Source organism: Streptococcus mitis ATCC 6249, assembly GCF_000146585.1.
Taxonomy (GTDB): Bacteria; Bacillota; Bacilli; order Lactobacillales; family Streptococcaceae; genus Streptococcus; species Streptococcus mitis_AZ.
Genome location: NZ_GL397179.1, coordinates 1,097,851 through 1,120,296, shown reverse-complemented (window position 1 = coordinate 1,120,296; position 22,446 = coordinate 1,097,851). Strand labels below are relative to the sequence as shown.

Below are 22,446 nucleotides of genomic sequence, written 5' to 3'. Positions count from 1 at the left end.
GTGAAGCTGACGTGGTTTGAAGAGATTTTCGAAGAGTATAAATTATACTTTTACAACTTGAACCTCGTCTTTACCGAGCAAAATCAAGTATTTTTCTATGTTTTCAATCGAATAGGCTCTAGATAAAGCCTCTCCATATAGGGCTAACTGACCGCGATAGCGGTCTATGAGTTGACTTGGTTCATCGTAACGGTCTGTCTTATAGTCGAAAAGAACGATACGATCCCCATAAAGCAGATAGCCATCCAAGATCCCACGAACAACGAAGTCTTCCTGACTCTTTTGGTCTCGTTTAAGCATGGAGAAAGGTTGCTCGCGGTAGAGATGGTCTGTATTGGCAAGAATTTCCTGACCAAGTGCTGTGTCAAAGAAAGCAAGTATTTTGGAAAGATTGATCTTGTCTCTGACTGCTGGGCTAGTCTGAACTTGTTTGAGAGTTTCTGTCAGGCTAGTAAGTGTTGGTTGCTGATTAAGGTCAATTCTCTGCATGAGTTCGTGAGTGGCACTACCAATTTCTGCTCCAGTTACCTTTTCTTTAGTTGAAAAATCTGGTAAATCAAAACTAATTGGCTTCTCTGGTGATTGAGTTTGGTTTGCAATTTCTACCCCTTCCATATCCATAACAGGTTCGTAGAATTTCTTGATTTGGCTTGGGGTTTGAACACTTGGCAGTTCAATGGCTGCGCGGTGAAGACTATTATAAACTTCCACCTCTTTCAGCATTTCAAGGGCTTCTTTAATCGTTTCAGACTGACGATTGTCTGCTTGAGAACTATCTTGTAGAGGACTCTTGTTTTCCAACTCTCCGATAGCTTCTCTAGTCAACTGGTCTTCACCAAGAAAACAATAGCTAAAGTTTAGATTGTCTTTGGAAAATACTTTAGGGATAGCCCAAACCCAATCCTGGAAATTCTTGGCTTGCAGTCTAGTATGTTTATCTAGTTTTCCGTTTTCAGCAGCTGGATATTCCTTGGCTTCCAGCTTTTCACGAGAACCCTTACCGACAAGATAGAGCTTTTTCTCAGCCCGTGTCATGGCAACATACAGCAAACGCATCTGCTCTGAATAGCTAGCCAGTTGCAGTTCTTTCTCATTCTGGATATAAGTTAGACTAGGAATGGAGAGTTTGATGGTTTTAGGATAGTGTGCTTCCACTGCTCCTGTTTCCACCTTGGCAATGTATTTGACACCAAGCCCATTTTGACGACTGAGAATAACGTCTGACATTGAGTCTTGCTTATTGAAGTCCTGATCCATATTGAGGATAAAGACATAAGGAAACTCCAGCCCTTTACTCTTGTGAATGGTCATAAGTTCTACCGCATCCTTAGGCGGAGCGACGGCTACGCTTGCGAGATCATGCTGTGCTTCCAAAACCTGATCAATCATACGAATAAAACGAGACAAGCCTTTGAAATTACTCTTTTCAAACTGGTCTGCACGAAGCGCTAAGGCATAGAGATTAGCTTGTCTGGCAGGACCGTTAGGAAAGGCTCCAACATAATCATAGTAAAAACGATCGTTGTAAATCTTCCAAATCAAGTCATAGAGAGAGTGGGTTTTGGCATATAAGCGCCAATAATTCAAAATATCCATGAATTGATTGAGTTTTTCAGCTAGAGCTGTATAAATCAAGTTTTTCTGACTTGTTGCCTGTTTTTGAGCATTGAGCAGTTTTTCATAGAGATTTTCTTGGATTTTATCTTCTGCTTTCTGAAGGGATAAACGTGCCAGCTCGTCTTCATCAAAATCAAACATTGGAGACTTCATAAGGGCAACCAAGGCATAGTCTTGGAGGGGATTGTGGATGACACGAAGAGTGTCTAGCATGACTTGCACTTCTAGGGATTGGAGGTAATTATTTTGTTCTCCGTCTGTTTTTACAGGAATTCCGTACTCAGACAAGGCTAGGAGAATCTGGTCGTTTCGACTACGACTGGAAGTCAAAAGGGCAATTTCTTTGAAGGCAACACCTTTTTCCTGATGGAGTTTCAAGATTTCCTTGATGACTAGGCGCATTTCTCCTGTGAGTTTTATTTCTGTTTGGCTCTCTTCCTCCTCTTGTCCACTGTCGTCCTTATCGTAGAGGAGAAATTCTGCCTTGTTCTCAAGATTAGGCGTTAGTTTGGTATTGGCAAAAACAAGCTGGTGCATGCTGTCATAGTTGATTTCGCCGAGCTCTTGGTCCATGAGTCGTTCAAAGACATCGTTGGTTGCAGATAGCACTTCCGAATTACTACGAAAATTTTCCTTGAGGAGAATCAACTTGCCTTCTTTAGGATTTTGTGCATAGCGTTGAAATTTTTCATTGAAAATCTGCGGATCTGCCTGACGGAAACGGTAGATGGACTGCTTGATATCTCCAACCATAAAGCGATTGTGATCATTCGACAGAAATTCCAACATTCGTTCTTGAATATGGTTGGTATCCTGATACTCATCGACCATGACTTCGTGGAAGCGCTCCTGATAAGCCTCACGAACTTGCGGAAAATTCTCTAAAATTTCAATGGTGAAATGGCTGATATCAGCAAATTCAAAGGCATTTTCCTGGCGTTTACGTTCTCGATAAGCCTCCACAAAATCACTCATAAAGTTTTTGAAGGTCTTAGCTAGATCCCAGGTGTCTCCATGATAACGCTCTTGATAGTCGAGAATGGTTATCTGGTCGGACAGTTGTCCTAGTTTAGCAAACTGGGCCTTTCTTTCTTCGTTGTAGGCATCAGACAGTGGCTTCAAATCAGCTTTACGACTAGAATTTGCTAGAGCGCGACCATTCTTTTCTTTCGAGATGGCGACAACACGCGTAAGCACTGCATGATAAGCCTTGCTATCGGACTCTTGGTTTAAGGAGGCAATTTGATCCAGAACATCTTGAACAGCTTCTAAATAGGTAGCTTTTGGAAACTCCTTTGCATCATTATCCAGATGATAACGGAGGAAACTTTCCAAATCCCAGAGCGCCTGTTTGATTTGCTCAGTTAATTTGTCTTTTTCAATTACAAAGTCAACTTCTTCAAACCCTTTGAGAAAAGACTCGTTCAACCATTTTTGTGGACTGCTGGTGGATTGGAGGAAATCATAGATTTTGTAGACTTGCTGACGCAGACCACGTTCATCCTTGCCACGCCCAGCAAAGTTCTTCACCAAACGACTAAAGTTCTCTTTATTTTCACCTTGGTAATGGACTTCAAACACCTGATGAAAAACTTCGTTTTTTAAGAGTAACTGTTCGCTTTCATTTTGCAAAATACGGAAGTTCGGTGCGATATCAATCAAATAGCCATGTTTGCCAAGGAATTTTTGTGTGAAGGAGTCCATGGTTCCGATGGCAGCGTTTGGCAGGTCTGCCAACTGGCGTCCCAAGTGTTGTTTGAGATCAACATCATCAGTTTCTTGGATTTGTTGGCCGATTTTTTTCTCCAAACGTTCCTTGAGTTCTGTAGCTGCTTTAACGGTAAAGGTTGAGATAAAGAGTTGACTGATTTCCACGCCACGTGCTAACTGGTCAAGAATACGCTCGGCCATGACGAAGGTCTTCCCTGAACCAGCAGACGCTGAAACTAGGATATTTTGCCCTGCCGTATAAATCGCTTCGATTTGCTCGGCAGTTTTCTTCTGTTCCTTGCTTGAACTCGCTTCTGCTTCTTGCAGTTTTTGAATTTCTTCCTCAGTTAAAAAGGAAATGGGCTTCATCGATTCAACTCCTCTCTCATTTTTTCAAACCAAGCTTGCTTGAGCTTTTCTCCGACTAGGCGCTTGCCATCAGCTACTTCTAACTTTTCTAGGAAACGGGCTTGTCCCAAGTGGTAATTGGCTTCAAAACCAGTGATGGCTTGGTGTTGCTGGACGTACGGCGCAATGTTTCTGCCGTTCTCTGTGTATGGATTGATGGCGAACTGGCCTTCAAGGATCTTTTCAGCTGCCTTCTTGTAAAGATGGGCATTATAGTCTAGTAAGAGCTGGAATTCCTCGTCTGTCAGCTGATTGGCCTTGTTTTTATTGTAAAAATCGCCTAAATAACTGCTTTCTTTTTCTAAAAAGAGTCCCTGGTATTTCATAGATTTGCTGGCTTCTGCTACTGCTCCTGCCAGACTTTTAACGGTCAAGAGAGATTGGACAGGTTCAGCCATTTCCAAGTACATAGCGCCGAAAAAGTTCTGCTCCTCTTCTCTTTTTAAGGCAGCTAGATAGGTTGGCAGTTGGGAATTTAAACCATTAAAGAAATTCGGAAACTGGAACTGAGTCAAACTAGACTTGTAGTCCACCACTCCTAGCGCTCCATTAGCTTTCAAACGGTCAATGCGGTCAACCTTGCCTCGCACAAAAACATTACGTCCATTATCCAACTGAATAAAGGACTGATCCTTGCCACCAAATGTTGCTTCCTCTTGGATGGTTTCAATGGCTGGATTATGACGAAGGATGTGGCCCGTAGTTCGCGCAACATCAAGAAGAACTTCCTTGGTAAATTGGGCTTCCAAACTTTCTTGATAAATAGCTTCAAATTCGCGTTCTTGGCTGGTTTCCTTGATAGCTTGCTCCAGACGTTGGTCAAACGGATTTTCAGCAGGTAGTTTCAAGGCACGTTCAAAAATACGATGCAAGAAATTCCCATGACTGCGAGCATCTGGACGCAGGCGCACTTCTTCCTGCAAACCTAAGACATAACGGAGGAAATAACTGTATTCATTGCGGTAAAACTCTGTCAAACCAGACGTAGACAGGTAAAACTCTTTGTCAGCAGGGTATAGAGCCTGCAAGGTCTCTTTCTCTAATGGCTTGCTGCTTGGGCTAGTTGGGAGTGCAGGATTTGTAAGACCTTTCTGATCAAGTTTTTTCCCCATGACACGCGCTAGAACCTTGACAAAGGTCACATCTTGCTCAGTATCACTCGTCTCATACTGCTGGTGATAGGCAACGAGACTAGACAAGAGACTGTGATAAGAACCCATATCATCCTTAGACAGACTTTTTTGATGAATCTTCTTCTCTATCCGGCTAAATCCAAAATGGACTAGCTCTTGAAGATAGGCCGATTCCTTGCTCTCATTTTCATTGAGGAGACTTGGAGCGGATAACACCAACTGCTTACGAGCAGCATTGACTAAAGAAAGCATGGTATAGCGATTTTTCTTGAGGTTTTCACTACTTGCAATCAGTAATTGCGCTCCCTCTTCAGTAGCTTGGTTTAGGCTTTGTCGTTCTTCATCTGTCAAAAGACTGGTATTTTGCGCGATTTTTGGTAAATGATCCTGAGTCAGCCCAATGGCGTAGACAAAGTTAGCGGTCATAGGGGCAATCAAATCATAACTCTGCACCAGAACGGTGTCCACTGTTGCTGGAATGGTGCGATACTGGGACAAACTCATCCCAGAATGGAGCAAGGCTAGGAAATCCTCTAAACTAACCTGTGAACCAGCAAAAACTGTCGCAAATTGTTCTAAAACATGGCAGAAAGCCTTCCAAACTTCGGCTTGTCTTTCCTGTTCAAGAGCTTCCATGGTAGCTGTCAAGTCTTGCATCTGCTTGCTTAAAGCAGCATTTTTTAGAAAAGTATTCCACTTTTGTAAGAGATTTTCAGTCTTTTGCTTCCGACTGGCAAATAAGGTTTCAAGTGGCGCCAAAACGCGCAGACGAAGAGAATTTAAACGCTCTAAATCAAATTTTCCATGGTGGGATTTGGTAAAGGTCTGCTGAAAAGATGGCAAGCCATTGATGCCAAGATAGCGGAGATATTGCTCAAAAGCATCAATATCAGCCTGACTAAGGTCAGTATACAGACCAGTTCTGAGAAGATTAATCAAATCCTCCTGACGGAAACGGTAACGTTTCAAACGCAAAATAGATTCGACATACTGAGTCAAAGGGTGGTGGGCCATGGATTCACTTCTACCTAGATAGAAAGGAATCTGGTACTGGTCAAAAATGGTTTTCAACGATAGCTGGTAAGAAGCCACATCACCCAAGAGAATACGGAAATTCTTGTAACTCAGTTCTGGATGGTCATGTAATTTCTGACGAATGCTACGCGCTACTAACTCCAACTCCTCTTTTTGCGTCAAGCAGGACCAGATTTGCAGGTTTTCTCGGTCCTTCTCATCGACATCTAAAGCGAGTTCTGAAAAATCATAAGAAGACTCCAGCAAACGAGAGGCCTTGTAAAAACTATCCATCTTCTCATGAGTCTGAGAACGATCCTGAGCAGGTGTTTGGTATTTTGCCCCCAAATGATGAAGAAATTCCACACTGGCTTGATAGAGATTCCCTTCAGTGAACGGACTGATATAGGCTTTCTTGCTTGCATAAGCCCCAATGACAATCTCGACACCTTTGCGATGGAGTAGATCCACTACACGCTCTTCCTCGGCAGAAAAACGGGTAAAGCCATCAATAACCAAGGCAATCTGACTAAAATCACTACTTACCTTGTCATTCTCAATAGCCTCAATCAATTGAGACAACTGACTCCCCTGAGTCAACTGACCTTGATTGAGATAGGCTGTTACTTTCTCAAAAATCAAGAGTAAGTCTGCTCGCTTATCCTCATCCGTCAAACTTTCCAAGTCCAAAAAGCTCATCTGAGCAGTCGTCATCTCATGATAAAGTTCAACCAACTGCTGGATAAATTGAGGATCCTGCTTAATCGCACCATAAACACGTAACTCTTTGGGATCAAGTTCCGCAAGGCACTTATAAAAAGCCATCCCAAGCCCGATGTCATCAAGACTGGTCTTAGCAGGCAAATCATTTAAAACCAGGTAACGAGCCATTTGAGCGAAACGCGTGACGGTAATCGCAAAAGAAGCCTGCTGGGACAAGCATTCCAGCACGGCGCGTTCCTTTTCAAATGAAAGAGAGTTGGGGGCGATGTAGAAAACCCGCTTGCCTGCAGCAACTAGCTCTTCTGCCTCTCTCGTTAAAATTTCAGTCAAAGAAGTCCGAATATCAGTATAAAGTAATTTCATCTCAGCCTCGTTTGCTTTATCAAAGTTTCTTACTCTATTATAGCAAAGTTCGCTTCACAGTCCAAATCCAAAATTCTAGTTGACAATCATTTAATTAGCAAATCAATCATGCTTCATCATCCACTTTCATATGCTGAAAGATATAGAGGAAAAAGTCTTTGGAAACTTCAAAATGTCCATAACGAAGTCGAGAAGTATAGTCTTTCCATTCAGGATGTCGTCTGGCTATTTCTATGGAACAATCTTTGACTGGTTGATAATACTCGACATTTCGTCTAAAGGGAAAAAATCCTTCAAACTGCTCTACTTGATAAGCTTTGTCATCTGTAATTTTACCTACGGCCACAAAAGCCTGTAACTTATCTTGACCGTTCATATCGTATTTTGGACTATAGTATAAAAGATAGTCACCTTTTTTCATACGGTTTAAGGGGCCACCCTTTCCATGACAGACCTGACAAAAATTCCCTTCAACTCCTCTTAAAACATGGTTCTTCGAAACAACTCCGACCCAATATCTAGGCATTTTTACCCTCCAACTCTACTAACATGCGATTAAAACTTTCTCTATCGTTAGAAAGTTTTTCAAAAAAATCTTCATCAACCCCTTCTACTAAAGGTAAAGCTAGATTGACCTTCTCCGCGCCAGACTTCGTCACTGAGACCAGTTTTGCCCGACTATCCTTTGGGTGTTGATCACGTTTAATGTAGTCTTTCTTCTCTAATAGTCTAACAATCTGGGAAACCGTCATAACATCCATACCGGTGAAGCGAGCAATATCAACTTGCGTTACATATTCCTCTCTATTAGACAGAAACAAAAGCGAAGTCAAAACGATAAATTGGGGCAAAGTGAGATCAACTGATTTCAAGACTCTTTTCAAATTGCTTTCCCACTTGTTGTAGACTTTGATGAAAAGAAGACCTGTAGACTCTGTTTCATCATTTTTGTAAATTGAATTAAATTGATACTTTGACATTATTTCTCCTTGAATATTAAGTATACATATTATATAAGAATTTATTTTGTTTTTCAAGAAAAGGAAAGTCGAATGTTACAATTCTGTCAGACATTTTATAGTCTATATGCTATAATAAAAGCAAAACACCTAGAAAAGGAAGTCTTATGATTAAACTACTAGCCTTGGATATGGACGGAACCCTCCTCAATGAAGCCAAGGAAATCCCACAAGCTCACATTACTGCCATTCACCAAGCTATTGAAAAAGGTGTCAAACTGGTTCTCTGTACAGGTCGCCCGCTTTTCGGTGTCCTTCCCTACTATAAAAAACTAGGACTGGACCTTCAGAATGAGTACGTCATTGTCAATAATGGTTGTTCAACTCACCAGACCAGTGACTGGGCTCTAGTTGACTGGCAAGAACTTAGTCCAGCTGACATTGAATACCTCTATGACTTAGCAGAAAAAAGCGACGTCCAGTTAACTCTTTTTGATGAGAAACATTATTTTGTCCTCGGTGGCAAGCCTAATCAAATCGTTCAAAATGATGCTAAGCTAGTCTTTTCAGACCTGACTGAAATCTCCCTTGAGGAAGCGACCAGTGGAAAATATCGAATGTTCCAAGGTATGTTTTTAGGAACCAAAGAGCAAACAGATGATTTTGAGCAACGGTTTGCTGAGGAACTCTGCCAACGATTCAGTGGAGTTCGTTCGCAGCCTGTTATTTATGAAGCCATGCCACTTGGAACGACAAAGGCTACTGCTCTTTCTCGACTAGCAGAGATTTTGAAGATCGAGCCCTCAGAGATTATGGCCATGGGCGATGCCAATAACGATATTGAAATGCTTCAGTTTGCAGGGCTTGGCATTGCAATGGGAAATGCCAGTGACCATGTCAAATCCTTAGCCAATGACGTTACAACCAGCAATGAAGAAGACGGCGTTGCGCGTGCCATTGAGAAGTATATCTTATAGTAAAAAAGCCCAGTTCAATGTCAACTGGGTTTTGTTTTTTTAAGAATCACAAAACTTTAGAAACTCTTTAGAATTACTTGATATTTCTTTGATTTCTATACCTTATACTAAAGTTAGTAAAACAAATCAAAAGGAGAAAATCATGAAAACAGTACTCGAAATTCATGGACTGACCAAACAATTTGGTAACCAAGCTATTCTTCAAGATCTTAGTCTAACCATAAAAGAGGGAGATATTTATGGACTAATCGGAAAAAACGGAGCTGGTAAAACTACTCTTATTAAAATCATTACACAATTATTGTTTGCGGACAAAGGTACAGTTTCCCTCTTTTCTAGCCAAGAAGAAAATGAGTGGACCAAGGCTTTATCTCGAGTTGGTTCTGTTATCGAATCACCTGTAGCCCATAATCACTTAACAGCTTATCAAAATCTGAAATATTATTGTATGATTCGTCATATCCCAAATGCTGATAAGGTGATTCATGAGACCTTGGACTATGTTGGCTTGTCAGATACAGGGAAAAAAGTCTTTCGTGATTTCTCACTAGGAATGAAACAAAGACTTGGCATCGCCATTGCCCTCCTATCAAAACCCGACTTCCTGATTCTTGATGAACCTATTAATGGTCTCGATCCGATTGGAATCAAAGAATTTCGTCTCATGATCCAGCGGCTCAATCAAGAAAAAGGCATAACTATCCTCATCTCTAGCCATATCTTGTCAGAGCTCTATCTCCTAGCTAATCGCTTTGGTATTCTGGATCAAGGTAAGATTATCCGTGAAATCAGTAAAGCTGAGTTTGAAACACTGAGTGAGGATTATATTGTGCTTAAAACAAGCGACAAAGAAAGAGCTTGTCAGGTATTGAAAGAACAAATCCAACTCCAGTTTAAGGTTGTCAATCCTGACAATGAAATCCATATCTTTGGTAATGAACAAGATGTCAAACAGATTCTTAAGCAACTAACTTTGTCCGATGTTGCTATTGATGAGATTTACTTTGCCCGTCAAAACCTAGAAGAATACTTCACCCAATTGGTAGAATAGGAGAAAAATCATGATACATACTATTCAAGCAGATTTTTACCGTCTTTTCCGCTCCAAAGGATTCTGGATTACAGAATTCATTCTCTTTGTACTTATGTTACTGGGTGCTACTATTGGCGCTACAGGACATCTAATGTCAGTTCAAACAGCACCACCTGAGACTCCTACCCATGGTTGGAATGGGATAGAAGCTCTAATCAACGCGTCAAATAACGGCTCAAACCTCGTTTTCCTCTGTATTATTCTAGTATGTTTAGTTCTTGGGGTCGATCTAATCGGCAAGCTCTATAAAAATAGTTTGACAGTCGGCGTTTCTCGTACAGAATTTTTCCTTGCTAAATTCTTTGTACTAGCAAGTATCGCTCTCTTACAACTCATCACCAGTCTTGTGATTGCCTTTATTCCCGCGACTCTACTAAATGGACTTGGTACGATACCTGATGGTTTTGTTACTAATCTCCTCTTGACGATTTCCCTTCAATTTCTCTGCCTTCTAGCTTGGCTTTCGATTGTCTCCTTTATTCTCTACCTAACTCATTCTTATCTTGCCGTATTTATTGGTTATCTGATTAGCTCTATTGTCGTTTCTATTCCAATTCTTGTTTTCCCAGACATTGAAATTCTACGATATTTAATTCTAGATTTTGCCTATGCTATGACTACTAATAGTCAAGCTATTCTCTATACCATCACGGTTTGCGTAACAGTCATACTTTTCTTCTCTTTCAGTGGACTGATTATTTTCAAGAAGAAAAGCTTATAAAAAGGACCTCCTCTAGGATATAGAGGAGGTTTCTTCTGTTAAAGATAAATAAAGACTGAAAACCATTCTCCATCAGTGGCTAGCTTAATTTCCGCTCCAAGAAGATGAACTAATTCCTCGGTAATATAGAGACCTAAACCAGAGGATTCTTCAGTATCTGACATATTTTCAGAATAAAAACGATTGCTGAGATTGTCAATATTCTTGATAGATTTTTTGACAAGATTATCAATTTCCAAAACAAGCCTATTGTCTTCCTTCTTCAAAGAAAGTCGAGCCTTCTCCTTGCCGTGCTTGAGAACATTTCCAAGGAGGTTTTGTATAATTCGATCAAGCAAGTCCTCATCAGTCGTCGTTTTCAATCCTGGTTCAACATTAAAATCAAGAACAATCTGTGAAGATTGAAAAACGTCGTAATAAGCTAAAGTCTTTTTCGTTATAAAAGTTGATAAATCAAGTTCTTCCAGTTTCGGTTTGACTGCTCCTTCCATCAAATGACGGTATTCGAGGAGAGCCTCCAACCGTTTGGAAACCAAATCCTGATGATGGGCTATTTTATTTAAGGTTTCTGAACTATTATCGGGGTGTTTTATTAGTTGCTGAGTATATCCTGATGCGATTGTCAAAGGTGTCCGAATATCATGAGCAATGTTACTGATTGCCATATCTAGGGTGCGTTTTTCACGCTTCATGATTAGCTGGTTTTGCTCCACTTCTTGAAATAGATTCTCAATTTGGTTATGTAGATGCAAAATGGTCTTTGAAAAGAAATTTACCCCGATCCTCTTCATGCTACCAGAGCGAATCTTTTCTTCTATTTGTCTGCTTAAATCTCTAATTGCTATATGATAGCGAATCAAAGAAATCGCCAAAATGATGTTAATGAGGAGTAATATTGATATCAAAATGTAAATCATTACTTGTCTCCTTTTAATCGAACACCAACTCCCCAAATGGTTTCGATGTACTCATGATTTGGATCTAGTTGGTGCAGTTTTTTACGGAGATTGCTTAGATGAGTGTTGAGCGTATTGTCTCCAGGCAGGTAACTTTCTTCCCAAATCAATTCATAGAGTTCTTCTTTGGTGAAGATTTTTTTAGGATGCTGGAGCAACATTTGGAGAATCTGACACTCCTTCTTTGCAAGGCGAATGGTTTCAGTTGTGCTACTTATTTCAAAACTATCCGCATCGAACTGGATATTTTTAAAGTTTTGTACGAGGTTATCAATTTCTCTTCGATCTTCTGACTGATGTTCACCACTTTGGCGTAATTGCACGGTGACTCTGGCAAAGACTTCGTCCAAATCAAAAGGTTTTACTACATAATCATTGGCACCATCTAAGAGATATTGGCTGATGAGCTTTTTATCACCCAAAGCAGTAAGCATGATGACCGGAGTCTGACTAGTTTGTCGAATAGCTTGCAAGACTTGGTCGCCATTTTTCCCAGGGAGCATGATATCTAGCAAAACGAGATCGATGCCACCTTTATCAAATTGCATGATACCTTCTGTCCCAGAAAATGCTTGAATCACCTCGTGTTCCTCTGCAAGAAGGGTTCTTAAAATTTCCTGGATTTCATTATTATCTTCAACTACAAGTATGCTCGCCATAAACCTCGTCCTTTCTAAAACTATTATAACATGTTTTGTTGGGAATTCCAGATACAGAAAAGCTCCTCTCGCATTTTAAGCAAGAAGGAGCTAATGAATATTGAATCTACTTAACCAAATAAGCAATCAGGGTAATAATCCATAAATGAGCTGGGTAGAAAATATAAAAGAAAAATTTACTCCAACTAGTTTCTTTCCCTCGCTGTCCATTATACAAGGCCATAAAAGGAAATACGGTGATAAAGAGCCAGTCAGAATTGAAAAGCATCATTTCCAGTGTTTGGTACCATGTGTCGTATATTTGGATGGAAGTCACTAACAGAAAGGCCCAGAGAAAAGCATAAAGGAGATTTCGCAATCCCTTACAATTTCGGCAAGAGTAACTAATCAAGAGAAATGGCAGCATGGTGATACCACCCTCAGTAAAAAGACAACCGAAAATCAAGAGACCAGCAACCCCAATCCGACGCCACAACTTCTCCTTTTTATCCAGCGCTTTGCTGGGAAAACCAAGCCAAAGCATGGTGACACCGATGGCCAAAGTAAAGAAAATATTATTATTGACCATTACTCCTTTGGATGCAAATAGGGCGTTGAGTAGGCTATTTCCAGCAAACATGATAAGCGCCCAAGACCAGAGACGGATGAGGTAGTTTTTCAAATTTCGAGTATGGATGAAGCCTTCCATAGCCATATAGGCAAACCAAACTCCCACACAACGGGTCAAGGCGTGAAAGATACCTTCCCACAAAGGAGAAACGATTCCGGTAATATGCGGAATATGGTCTAGAACCATTACTGCCGCCATCAGATACTTCAACTGTGTCGCATTCCATTTTTTCATAATAAACCTCTTTCTTTTTGATCTACATAGAGTATAGCATACATTTCCGCGTATAATCGTACACCTATCTTACATTTAAAAAGCCTATCTTACATTTTTGTAAGACAGGCGTGAATATCAAAAGTTTATTATGAAAGTTACCTTCTAGTCCGTAATTCGTTGGTACATTTCTGGTCTTCTATCACGAAACAGTCCCCAGTTGAGGCGTTCACTTGCTCCCTTATCAAGGTCATAAGTTGCTAACAGAACAGCTTCTCCTTGTCTTTCAGCTCTCTCTAGAATAGCTCCTGTTTCATCCGTCATAAAGGAGGAACCGTAGAAGTCAAGACTGGAACTCTGTCCACCATTTTCCTCACTAGGAGTGACTTCTTCCAAACCGTAACGATTGGCTGCAATGACTGGGACAATATTTGCTGCTGCGTGCCCTTGCATGGTACGTTGCCAGTGACCACAACTGTCTGTATCCAAAATTGGCTCTGAACCGATAGCGGTTGGATAAAAGAGCAATTCAGCCCCATTCAGAGCAAGACAGCGCGCTGTTTCAGGGAACCATTGATCCCAACAGATACCGATCCCAATTTTAGCGTAGCGAGTATCCCAGACCTTGAAGCCAGTGTTACCGGGCGTAAAGTAAAACTTTTCTTGATAATAATGGTCATCTGGTATGTGGGTCTTCCGATAAACGCCAAGAACCTCACCATCTGCATCAATAACGGCAATAGAGTTATACAAGACATTGCCATCTTTTTCATAGAAACTGATTGGTAAAACAACCTGTAGTTCCTTAGCAATCGCTTTAAAATGCTGAATGGCTGTATTTTCTGTCACCGACTGGGCATACTGGTAGTAGTCATACTGACGCTCCTGACAGAAATAGGGACGTTCAAATAATTCAGGCAAGAGAATGATTTGTGCGCCTTGTTTTGCAGCTTGGCGAACTAAGCGTTCCGCTGTTTGGATATTTGTTGCCACATCCTTAGCACATTGCATCTGGATCGCTGCAACTCTTACATTTCTCATCTTTTTCTCCTATTCTGGGATTTGTTGGGTGATACAGTGGATATTGCCACCACCTAACAGAATATCTCTGGCTGGTATTCCGACAACTTTACGGTCTGGGAAACACTTGCTGAGAATATCTAGGGCCACTTGGTCGTTTACATCCTCAAATTGGGGCACTAAGACAGCCTTGTTGGCAATATAGAAATTGACATAGGAAGCTGCAAGACGTTCGCCTGCATAACGCTCCTCTTCGCCTTCTTCATAAGTATAGCCCGGCAAATCCTCCTCTGTAACTACTTGATGAATAGCTGGGATTGGAAGTTTATGGATGGTGAAACTCCGGCCTTTTGCATCCCTTTCCTTCTCTAAAAGAGCTAAATCAGCTGCAGACATGGCATACTGGGGATCGTCTTGGTCGTCTGTCCAAGCTAAAACAAGCTCTGCAGGACCAACAAAGGCAGCAACATTATCGACGTGTTCATTTGTCTCGTCTTGATAAATACCGTAAGGCAACCAAATGACTTTTTCGGCACCAAGGCTCTCTAGTAAGTTCTTTTCAATCTCCTCTTTAGTCAGGTGAGGATTACGACCAGGACTTAGTAAACAACTTTCAGTCACAAGAATAGTTCCTTGACCGTCACTGTGAATAGCTCCACCTTCCAGTACAAAAGGTTTGGCATCATAAACAGGCATTTCCAACGTCTCAGCAAAGCGACTGGCTACTTGGTTATCTGCTTCATAGTCTTGGTAAAGACCGTCAACAGCACCACCCCAGGCATTGAAAGACCAATCTACCGCCAACTTTTCCCTTTGATCGTTGAGGAGAATAGTTGGACCAGTATCACGTGCCCAGGCATCATTTGTCTGAATATCTAGATAAACAACATTGTCTCCAAGATAGGATCGTGCTTCAGATAGATAGTCCTCCTCAACCAAAAGGTAGACTGTTTCCCCTTGGGCAATGGTTTGGATAATCTGGCTAAATGCTTTTTTTGCAGCCTTTCCTTGAAAAGGCCAAGATCCGGGTCGAGTCGGCCATATCATGAGAGTTCCATGATGGGGTTCATACTCTGCAGGCATTCGATAGCCTAATTTCTTTGGACTGTCCATCATGATAATCTCTCCTTAAAGTCTTGATAGCCAAATGCTTTGACTAAGCTACAGTCCCCCTGCTCGTTCATAAGATAGAGACTTGGCAAGCCAATACCGTTAAAGGTATTATTTTTGACAAATGAGTAAATAGCCATATCTTCGAAATAGAGTCTATCTCCAATTTCAACTGGATTTTCAAAGCTATAATCTCCAATGACATCCCCTGTTAGACAGGTATTGGATGAAAGTCTATAAGTATGGGGTTTTTCCTGAGCCTCAAAGCCATTTCTCAAAGGTGGGCGATAAGGCATTTCAAGAACATCTGGCATGTGGCAAGTTGCCGAAGCATCTAAAACTAGAACCTCAATCTCATTTGCAACGATATCTAAGACTTCAGTCGCTAGATAGCCCGCATTGAGCGCAATGGCTTCACCCGGCTCGATGTAGACTTCAAGATTGTAAGTTTCTCGGATACGCTTGATTTCAGAAATCAGCAAATCCACATCGTAGTCCTCTCTTGTGATGTGGTGGCCACCACCCATATTAAGCCATTTAACTTGATGCAAATAGGGTCCAAACTGCGCTTCTACTGCTTTTAAAGTTGTCTCTAAATCATCTGAACCCTGCTCGCAAAGGGTGTGAAAATGAAGTCCGTCCACTAAATCCAACAAATCACTAGGGATTTTATCAAGTGTCACACCAAAACGAGAACCTGGTGCGCAAGGGTCATAGAGCGCGTGATCTCCTTGAGTTGAACACTGAGGATTGATACGCAAACCAACACTGATACCAGCCGCTCGACAACGAGGACCATGTTTACGCAACTGTCTCTCCGAATTAAAGACAATATGGTCTGTAATTTCAAGCAATTCCTCCAAGTCCGCATCCTTGAAAGCGGGCGCAAAGACATGAACTTCTCCCGAGAATTCTTCTCTAGCCAGCTTAGCTTCATAGAGACCACTTGCAGTTGTACCAGATAGGTACTGGCTAATCAAGGGATAGGTTTTGTAGAGGGAATATGCCTTCTGGGCTAGCAAAACCTTGCAACCGGCTTCTTCTTGTACATATTGCAAAATGCGGCAGTTGGCTTCTAACTTTGCCAAGTCTATGACATAGGCTGGTGTTGGTACTTGTTCTAGCTTCATTAGTCCACCATTTGTGGATTTTCAACCACAACCCAAGGCAAACCATACTCATTCAAAGCTTCCATGAATGGATCTGGATCTAACTCTTCAAGGTTGTAAACTCCAGGTTGTTTCCAAGTACCGTTCATAACTAATTTTGTCCCAATCATGGCTGGAACTCCTGTTGTGTAAGAAATAGCTTGTGAACCAACTTCTGCGTAACATTCCTGATGGTCGCAGACATTGTAGATGTAGATGGTCTTTTCAACACCGTCTTTGACACCTGTAAAGATACAACCGATATTGGTTTTACCAACAGTGCGCGGGCCAAGGCTGGCTGGATCTGGAAGCAAGGCTTTCAAGAATTGGATTGGAACGATTTCTTGGCCGTTAAAGTTAATAGCATCTGTACGAAGGAGACCAACGTTTTCCAAGCATTTCATATGTGTTAGATAAGATTGGCCAAAAGTCATAAAGAAACGAATGCGTTTAACTCCTGGAATGTTTTTGGCAAGTGATTCGATTTCTTCATGGTGTAGGAGATACATGTCTTTCTGTCCAACTTGTGGGAAATCGTACTCACGCTTGATAGACATAGCTTCGACTTCGACCCATTTTCCATCTTCCCAGTAAGAACCTGGCGCAGATACCTCACGTAGGTTTATTTCTGGGTTGAAGTTAGTCGCAAACGGATAACCGTGGTCACCACCATTACAGTCTAAAATATCGATGTAGTGAATCTCATCAAAGTAATGTTTGAGAGCATAGGCTGAAAAGACGCTGGTTACCCCTGGGTCAAAACCAGATCCAAGCAGAGCTGTCAAGCCTGCTTCTTTGAATTTTTCCTGATAAGCCCACTGCCATGAATAATCAAAGTAGGCTGTAAAACCAAGTTCCTTGCAGCGTTTTTCGTAGATGGCACGCCACTCAGGATCTTCTGTATCCTCTGCCTCGTAGTTAGCTGTGTCGATATAGTGAACTCCAGTCGCTAAACAAGCGTCCATAATGGTCAAGTCTTGGTAAGGTAAAGCTACGTTCAAAACGGCTTCTGGCTTGTAGCTTTCAATCAAAGCAATCACTTCTTCAACCTTGTCAGCGTCAAGGGCAGCTGTCTCAATCTTTGTACTTGTTTTGCCTTCTAATTTAGCCTTCAAGTCATCGCATTTTGACTTGGTACGGCTAGCAATCATAATCTCTGTAAAGGTTTCGCTATCTTGACAAATCTTGGAAATAGCAACTTGGGCAACGCCCCCACATCCAATAACTAGTAAACGACTCATTTTTTTCCTTCCTCTTCTTCTAAAATGTCCTCAACATACTTGGGCAACATAAAGGCCCCCACATGTAAGTTTGCGGTGTAGTATTCTGTGAAAAGCTGGCGTTTTTTCCAGCCTTCCTTGTCAAAGTCTTTGACAGGGTGGTATTTTTTCGATGCAAATCCAAACAACCAATAGCCAGCTGGGCTAGTTGGAATATGGGCCTGATAAACCCGACTGATTGGAAAGGCTTGATTGACCTTGCGGTGCATGCTTCGGCAAGCCGACTCATCCTCGTCAAAGAAGGGACTCCCATGCTGGTAAATCATGATACCGTCTTCTTTCAGGGCTCTGTAACTGTTTCCATAAAATTCCTTGGTAAAGAGCCCTTCCGTATGTCCAAATGGATCTGTCGCATCGTTGATGATAATATCGTAGTCATCTTCGCAGTTTCGCAAAAAGCGTAGCCCGTTTTGGTAGTAAATGGTAACACGGGGATCATCTAGCCCCGCAGCAAAATCTGGGAAATACTCACGACAGACTTCAACCAGCATCTCATCCGGTTCCACAATATCGATTTGTTCCAATTCTGGATACAGTGTCAAAACTTGGGCAACACCACCGTCACCACCCCCAATAACCAAGACTTTCTTGGGATTTGGGTGGACAGCCATGGGAACGTGTACGGTCATCTCATTGTAAACAAAATCATCCGCATCTGAAAACAAGACGTGCCCATTTAAAATCAGTATTTTCCCAAAAGCTGGCGTATCCAAGACTTCGATATCCTGCCATTCACTTTTTCCAGCATAGAGTTGCTTGGCAGTTCTCAAGGACAATTTCACATCTGGAGTATGGACTTCAGAAAACCATAAATCCATCTAGTTCTCCTTTCTCTTAATGACGTTAATGTGATTGACCTCAGGATCTTCCGTCCCTTGGAGGGAACAACCACGTTCCTTGGCAAATTGGATATAGTCTACAATTTCTCGTGTAATGCGTTCACCTGGAGCCAAGATAGGAATCCCTGGAGGATAGCACATGACAAATTCTCCGCAGACCTGTCCAACTGACTCGTCTAAGGTCAAACTTCTTCTCTCTGAATAGAAGGCTTCTTGCGGAGACAGAACCAACTCGGGCTGAATATATTCTCCAGCAATCAAATCTTTTCCATCTCTTGAGTAGAGTCTCTTGATATCCGCCAAAGCACCAACCAAGCGCTCGATATCTTGGATACGATCTCCAATGGAAATATAGGCCAAGATATTACCGATATCACCAAATTCAATTTGAATATCGTATTCGTCTCGTAGGAGGTCATAAACCTCAATACCTGTTAGCCCAATTCCCTGAGTGTAAACGGACAGCTTGGTCACGTCAAAATCACAGACGGACACTCCGTCTATTAACTCTTTTGAGTAGGCATAGTAACCACCGATAGCATTGATTTCACGACGAGCGTACTCGGATAGCTCAATGACTTTCTCAAACGACTCTTTCCCGCGAAGAGCTAGGTTGCGACGTGAAATATCCAAACTAGACATTAACAAGTAAGAGGCAGATGTAGACTGGGTCAGGTTGATGATCTGACGAACGTACTCAGGATTCATCTGATTCCCGATAAGTAAAATGGAGCTTTGGGTCAAACTCCCACCAGACTTATGCATAGAGACCGCCGCCATATCAGCCCCTGCATCCATAGCAGAAATTGGAAGCTTATCTGTAAAATGCAAATGCGCTCCATGGGCTTCATCTACTAAAACCATCATGCCAGCTTCGTGAGCCATTTCCGTTAAACCCTTGAGGTCTGAACAAATCCCATAGTAAGTTGGATTGTTGATGAGGATAGCCTTGGCATCTGGATGCTCCTTAATTGCCTGCGCAACACGGTCATTTTCAAGACCTAAAGCGATGCCAATTTTAGGATCTACACTCATCTCGATATAGATGGGAATGGCACCACATAGAACCAGCGCATTGATAGCAGATTTGTGGACATTACGTGGCAGAATAATCTTATCTCCCGCCTTGCAGGTGGAAAGAATCATGGTTTGAACAGATGAAGTTGTTCCACCGATCATGAGAAAGGCATGCGCTGCTCCAAAAGCATCAGCTGCCAAGTCCTCTGCATCTCGAATAATCGAAATAGGATGACCAAGATTATCCAAGGGTTTCATCGAATTGACATCAATGCCAACACATTTTTCTCCCAACAATTCAACCAGTTCTGGATTTCCCCGTCCGCGTTTGTGACCTGGTACATCGAAGGGAACAATCCGTTTCTTTCTTAGCTTTATCAGCCCTTCATAAATAGGGGCCTGATTTTGATCTAACTTTTTCAATACATACTCCTTTACCGTATTTTTAACTCCTCAAAATGATGAGGGCGACCAAAGGTTGACTTATGAAAAAAGAGCAGGTTTTCACCTGCTCTGCAATCTTCTGACGTGTTTATTTTGGTTTCTGTTGAGTATGTCTGTTCCCGATGTTTCCTAACTCTCTAGTAGCAAATATTACGTACTTTATTGATCGTTTCACAAGATGACGTGTGCTTTCACCACACTAAAATTTATGAATTAGGACAAGCGTCCTAACATCAACTTATAAAAGTAGGCTTTTAACCCTATCAATAATGTGGCTTTTCAACCACGCTTCGGCATTCAACCCTGCCTGTCCGTAGGCATTTTTTACTCGGGTTTATATTTGCTAGAAAACATCATCTCATTTTCTAAGCCTTATAACTATATCATGTTTACAAGAGCTTGTAAAGTGTTTTGTGAAAGTTTTTTAAAGAATTTCATTTTTTGTTCGCAAAATGGTATTTAACGATAAAAGGAAATCGTTTTAAAATGTTATAGGTATAAGAAAAATGAACTACAACCATTACATTTAGACTGTCGGTCTTCCTAATCCGATTTTCATCTTAATAAGCTATAAATTGCTATAAATAAGGTTTTCGGTTCCGCTTCATAAAAACCTCGGTTTAGGAAGTAGAAATCAACTGCTCTAATTCTAATCCTGAAAGATGTCCTTGATTGTATAGTTTTCTAAGTAAGTTCTCGTCTACAGTAATTGAATAATAGTCCGTCACAAACTCTTGAAACCGCTCAAAACTTTCAAAGAAATAGGATAATAACCATTCACCACCGTCCTGATCTTGGTAGGTATTTTGATGCTCTTGTCCGTCATACCAGATAAAGAGGGTTGTTTCATCTTTTTGCTCTTCTGAGTATAAGTTTTGATACTTTTCATCCAGTCCTTTATAAAATCCGTCTATGACGTCTTGATTCCACTCGTCCGCAGCAAACTGACTTAAATTGCTTTCATGATCAAAGCCTTTTACAAAAATCATTTTATCAGTAAATATCACATCTAGAGAATCACCAGAACCGTTGTCAATAAGGTAACGGATTCCATAGCTTTCCTCACTCTTAACGATCAATCGAAGCCAGTTCTTGTCTGGATCTGTTTGATACTCATCAATGACGAGCAAAGCGTCTAAGCGAGTCTTTACCTTGTCCCATTCAATTTTTTCCATCTCTTTAATCCTCCATCTTAAAGTTTAAAATCTATTATGGTTACAAATTCTATAACCAATTTCTATCTATTCCGTCTGGCTATACTGTGGAATATTTCCTTCACCAGACAAATCATCAGGTGTACGATTTTTATTGAATCTGAGTAGACTGTAATCTTATATTAATTATCATAGTTCAATCAATCGTTCGCTAAGAATAAGAGAGCCACTCATTAATCAAAGAAGCAATTTCTTTAGGTGCTTGAGTATAAAGCTCATGACCAAAGTTATCTAGAAAAATAGTATCAAAATAGTCTGGCAATTCTTTTAGAGCCTCCTTTCTCCATGCTACTTCATTAGGATATCGAGGACTAATAAACAAGGTATTTCCCACTTTTCTCTTAAACGCTTGTATTTTTCTCCGTAGCTGTAGTAACGTTTCTATATTTTCATAATTTATAGCTAACTCATATCTATTATACTGCACATTCCAATGATAGGAATGTCTTACAGCTTCTTCCATATTTTTTGACCAATGCTTTGCTTCAGATTTTTCTTTAGAAATAAGAATATCTATGTCAGAAAGGTTTTGAGACTTGATATAGTTTTTGGTTTCCTCTAACTCTGTATCTAAAGGTAAAATCTTATCTAAATCTAAATAGCCACCATCCAAAAGAATCAGTTTTTTCACTTCTTGAAATTCCGATGCGAAATAACGAGCCAAATCTCCTCCGAGAGAATGGCCTATCAGACAGATAGATTCTTCCCCAACTATCTCCTTTTTAAACCATGATTTCAACTCTATTTCATCTCTAAAATACTTTTCATATGGATTTATAAAACAAGCAATCGAGTCTAGCTCTTGAAGAAAATCCTTGCTATGACAGACATTACTTCCCAAACCGCCAATAAAATATATTTTCATTCTCTAATTAATACTATGCTTATTCATCTTTTGTTCAAAGATAGTCGTGATAATCTGACGCAATTCTTCACGTTCTTTTTCTGGGATTTCACCACTTGTTTGGGCTGCAGCGTAGAGTTCAGGGTGTTCAATTGAAATGCGTTTAATAGTACGTGTTGTAGCATGTTTTCTGACAAAAAAAGGGATGCGCTTAATCAAGTCTTGTGGGACAAGCGCAAGAATTTTCTCAGCAGTTTCCTTGTCACCAATCTTAGACGTAGTCAGCCCCTTCTTAATCATTTCCTGTTCTTTTTCTGTAAAATCTTTTAATTCCATCTGATTAATCCTCCTATTCTCTCTAAGTTAAATTATAT

At 40.9% G+C, this 22,446-nt stretch carries 19 protein-coding genes; 3 read left to right on the top strand and 16 right to left on the bottom strand.

Going from position 1 to position 22,446, the window contains the following annotated elements:
* Positions 1-42: 42 nt before the first annotated feature.
* From addA to HMPREF8571_RS07205, 4 genes are all read right to left on the bottom strand, one after another.
* Complete coding sequence (addA, locus tag HMPREF8571_RS07220; protein WP_000802725.1) at positions 43-3,696, bottom strand: helicase-exonuclease AddAB subunit AddA; 3,654 nt, start codon at positions 3,694-3,696, stop codon at positions 43-45.
* Positions 3,693-6,968 carry an ATP-dependent nuclease subunit B gene (rexB, locus tag HMPREF8571_RS07215; RefSeq protein ID WP_000772317.1) on the bottom strand — a complete coding sequence of 1,092 codons (3,276 nt, stop codon included), beginning with the start codon at positions 6,966-6,968 and terminating at the stop codon, positions 3,693-3,695. Before rexB ends, addA begins: the two co-directional genes overlap by 4 nt.
* A 106-nt stretch (positions 6,969-7,074) precedes the next feature.
* Positions 7,075-7,494 carry an EVE domain-containing protein gene (locus tag HMPREF8571_RS07210; protein WP_001138499.1) on the bottom strand — a complete coding sequence of 140 codons (420 nt, stop codon included), beginning with the start codon at positions 7,492-7,494 and terminating at the stop codon, positions 7,075-7,077.
* Positions 7,487-7,948 (bottom strand): MarR family winged helix-turn-helix transcriptional regulator, encoded by a 462-nt coding sequence (locus HMPREF8571_RS07205; protein WP_000049863.1) that lies wholly within the window; start codon positions 7,946-7,948, stop codon positions 7,487-7,489. The genes HMPREF8571_RS07210 and HMPREF8571_RS07205 overlap by 8 nt, the downstream gene beginning before the upstream one ends.
* Positions 7,949-8,094: 146 nt before the next feature.
* On the opposite strand from HMPREF8571_RS07205, the gene HMPREF8571_RS07200 reads away from it, so the two are divergent.
* From HMPREF8571_RS07200 to HMPREF8571_RS07190, 3 genes are all read left to right on the top strand, one after another.
* Positions 8,095-8,904: a Cof-type HAD-IIB family hydrolase gene (locus tag HMPREF8571_RS07200; protein ID WP_000593584.1), complete on the top strand. Its 810-nt coding sequence runs from the start codon at positions 8,095-8,097 to the stop codon at positions 8,902-8,904.
* A gap of 142 nt (positions 8,905-9,046) precedes the next feature.
* On the top strand, positions 9,047-9,955 hold the full coding sequence (locus HMPREF8571_RS07195) for an ABC transporter ATP-binding protein (RefSeq protein ID WP_000859674.1): 909 nt from the start codon (positions 9,047-9,049) through the stop codon (positions 9,953-9,955).
* 10 nt (positions 9,956-9,965) lie between these two features.
* On the top strand, positions 9,966-10,718 hold the full coding sequence (locus tag HMPREF8571_RS07190) for an ABC transporter permease (RefSeq protein ID WP_000581974.1): 753 nt from the start codon (positions 9,966-9,968) through the stop codon (positions 10,716-10,718).
* A gap of 38 nt (positions 10,719-10,756) precedes the next feature.
* On the opposite strand, the gene HMPREF8571_RS07185 is transcribed toward HMPREF8571_RS07190, so the two are convergent.
* From HMPREF8571_RS07185 to HMPREF8571_RS07130, 12 genes are all read right to left on the bottom strand, one after another.
* Complete coding sequence (locus tag HMPREF8571_RS07185) at positions 10,757-11,635, bottom strand: sensor histidine kinase (RefSeq protein WP_000639365.1); 879 nt, start codon at positions 11,633-11,635, stop codon at positions 10,757-10,759.
* Entirely contained in the window at positions 11,635-12,333 is a 699-nt protein-coding gene (locus tag HMPREF8571_RS07180) for a response regulator transcription factor (RefSeq protein WP_000146580.1), read from the bottom strand. Before HMPREF8571_RS07180 ends, HMPREF8571_RS07185 begins: the two co-directional genes overlap by 1 nt.
* Positions 12,334-12,439: 106 nt before the next feature.
* On the bottom strand, positions 12,440-13,177 hold the full coding sequence (locus HMPREF8571_RS07175; protein ID WP_000759205.1) for a TraX family protein: 738 nt from the start codon (positions 13,175-13,177) through the stop codon (positions 12,440-12,442).
* A 144-nt stretch (positions 13,178-13,321) separates the two neighbouring features.
* Complete coding sequence (aguB, locus tag HMPREF8571_RS07170; RefSeq protein ID WP_001246742.1) at positions 13,322-14,197, bottom strand: N-carbamoylputrescine amidase; 876 nt, start codon at positions 14,195-14,197, stop codon at positions 13,322-13,324.
* 9 nt (positions 14,198-14,206) lie between these two features.
* Positions 14,207-15,292: an agmatine deiminase gene (aguA, locus tag HMPREF8571_RS07165; RefSeq protein ID WP_000969478.1), complete on the bottom strand. Its 1,086-nt coding sequence runs from the start codon at positions 15,290-15,292 to the stop codon at positions 14,207-14,209.
* Positions 15,289-16,416, bottom strand: coding sequence for a carboxynorspermidine decarboxylase (nspC, locus tag HMPREF8571_RS07160; protein ID WP_000764373.1), 1,128 nt, complete (start codon positions 16,414-16,416; stop codon positions 15,289-15,291). Before nspC ends, aguA begins: the two co-directional genes overlap by 4 nt.
* Positions 16,416-17,675 (bottom strand): saccharopine dehydrogenase family protein, encoded by a 1,260-nt coding sequence (locus HMPREF8571_RS07155; RefSeq protein ID WP_000088769.1) that lies wholly within the window; start codon positions 17,673-17,675, stop codon positions 16,416-16,418. Before HMPREF8571_RS07155 ends, nspC begins: the two co-directional genes overlap by 1 nt.
* Positions 17,672-18,532 carry a polyamine aminopropyltransferase gene (gene speE, locus HMPREF8571_RS07150; protein WP_000366713.1) on the bottom strand — a complete coding sequence of 287 codons (861 nt, stop codon included), beginning with the start codon at positions 18,530-18,532 and terminating at the stop codon, positions 17,672-17,674. Before speE ends, HMPREF8571_RS07155 begins: the two co-directional genes overlap by 4 nt.
* The gene (locus HMPREF8571_RS07145; protein ID WP_000732153.1) at positions 18,533-19,993 is read right to left on the bottom strand and encodes an aminotransferase class I/II-fold pyridoxal phosphate-dependent enzyme; all 1,461 of its coding nucleotides are present in this window, start codon (positions 19,991-19,993) and stop codon (positions 18,533-18,535) included.
* Between the two features lie 641 nt (positions 19,994-20,634).
* Entirely contained in the window at positions 20,635-21,189 is a 555-nt protein-coding gene (locus tag HMPREF8571_RS07140) for a hypothetical protein (protein WP_000411073.1), read from the bottom strand.
* A 190-nt stretch (positions 21,190-21,379) separates the two neighbouring features.
* Positions 21,380-22,093, bottom strand: coding sequence for an alpha/beta fold hydrolase (locus HMPREF8571_RS07135; protein WP_000708294.1), 714 nt, complete (start codon positions 22,091-22,093; stop codon positions 21,380-21,382).
* Between the two features lie 3 nt (positions 22,094-22,096).
* On the bottom strand, positions 22,097-22,408 hold the full coding sequence (locus HMPREF8571_RS07130; RefSeq protein ID WP_000420549.1) for a hypothetical protein: 312 nt from the start codon (positions 22,406-22,408) through the stop codon (positions 22,097-22,099).
* Positions 22,409-22,446 lie beyond the last annotated feature (38 nt).

What these genes read in the sequence shown, in the direction of transcription:
- speE (WP_000366713.1), bottom strand. Translation starts at nt 18,532, where the DNA reads ATGGATTTATGGTTTTCTGAAGTCCATACTCCAGATGTGAAATTGTCC.
- HMPREF8571_RS07205 (WP_000049863.1), bottom strand. Translation starts at nt 7,948, where the DNA reads ATGTCAAAGTATCAATTTAATTCAATTTACAAAAATGATGAAACAGAG.
- aguB (WP_001246742.1), bottom strand. Translation starts at nt 14,197, where the DNA reads ATGAGAAATGTAAGAGTTGCAGCGATCCAGATGCAATGTGCTAAGGAT.
- HMPREF8571_RS07190 (WP_000581974.1), top strand. Translation starts at nt 9,966, where the DNA reads ATGATACATACTATTCAAGCAGATTTTTACCGTCTTTTCCGCTCCAAA.
- addA (WP_000802725.1), bottom strand. Translation starts at nt 3,696, where the DNA reads ATGAAGCCCATTTCCTTTTTAACTGAGGAAGAAATTCAAAAACTGCAA.
- HMPREF8571_RS07135 (WP_000708294.1), bottom strand. Translation starts at nt 22,093, where the DNA reads ATGAAAATATATTTTATTGGCGGTTTGGGAAGTAATGTCTGTCATAGC.
- HMPREF8571_RS07140 (WP_000411073.1), bottom strand. Translation starts at nt 21,189, where the DNA reads ATGGAAAAAATTGAATGGGACAAGGTAAAGACTCGCTTAGACGCTTTG.
- HMPREF8571_RS07185 (WP_000639365.1), bottom strand. Translation starts at nt 11,635, where the DNA reads ATGATTTACATTTTGATATCAATATTACTCCTCATTAACATCATTTTG.
- HMPREF8571_RS07175 (WP_000759205.1), bottom strand. Translation starts at nt 13,177, where the DNA reads ATGAAAAAATGGAATGCGACACAGTTGAAGTATCTGATGGCGGCAGTA.
- rexB (WP_000772317.1), bottom strand. Translation starts at nt 6,968, where the DNA reads ATGAAATTACTTTATACTGATATTCGGACTTCTTTGACTGAAATTTTA.
- HMPREF8571_RS07210 (WP_001138499.1), bottom strand. Translation starts at nt 7,494, where the DNA reads ATGCCTAGATATTGGGTCGGAGTTGTTTCGAAGAACCATGTTTTAAGA.
- HMPREF8571_RS07130 (WP_000420549.1), bottom strand. Translation starts at nt 22,408, where the DNA reads ATGGAATTAAAAGATTTTACAGAAAAAGAACAGGAAATGATTAAGAAG.
- HMPREF8571_RS07180 (WP_000146580.1), bottom strand. Translation starts at nt 12,333, where the DNA reads ATGGCGAGCATACTTGTAGTTGAAGATAATAATGAAATCCAGGAAATT.
- aguA (WP_000969478.1), bottom strand. Translation starts at nt 15,292, where the DNA reads ATGATGGACAGTCCAAAGAAATTAGGCTATCGAATGCCTGCAGAGTAT.
- nspC (WP_000764373.1), bottom strand. Translation starts at nt 16,416, where the DNA reads ATGAAGCTAGAACAAGTACCAACACCAGCCTATGTCATAGACTTGGCA.
- HMPREF8571_RS07195 (WP_000859674.1), top strand. Translation starts at nt 9,047, where the DNA reads ATGAAAACAGTACTCGAAATTCATGGACTGACCAAACAATTTGGTAAC.
- HMPREF8571_RS07155 (WP_000088769.1), bottom strand. Translation starts at nt 17,675, where the DNA reads ATGAGTCGTTTACTAGTTATTGGATGTGGGGGCGTTGCCCAAGTTGCT.
- HMPREF8571_RS07200 (WP_000593584.1), top strand. Translation starts at nt 8,095, where the DNA reads ATGATTAAACTACTAGCCTTGGATATGGACGGAACCCTCCTCAATGAA.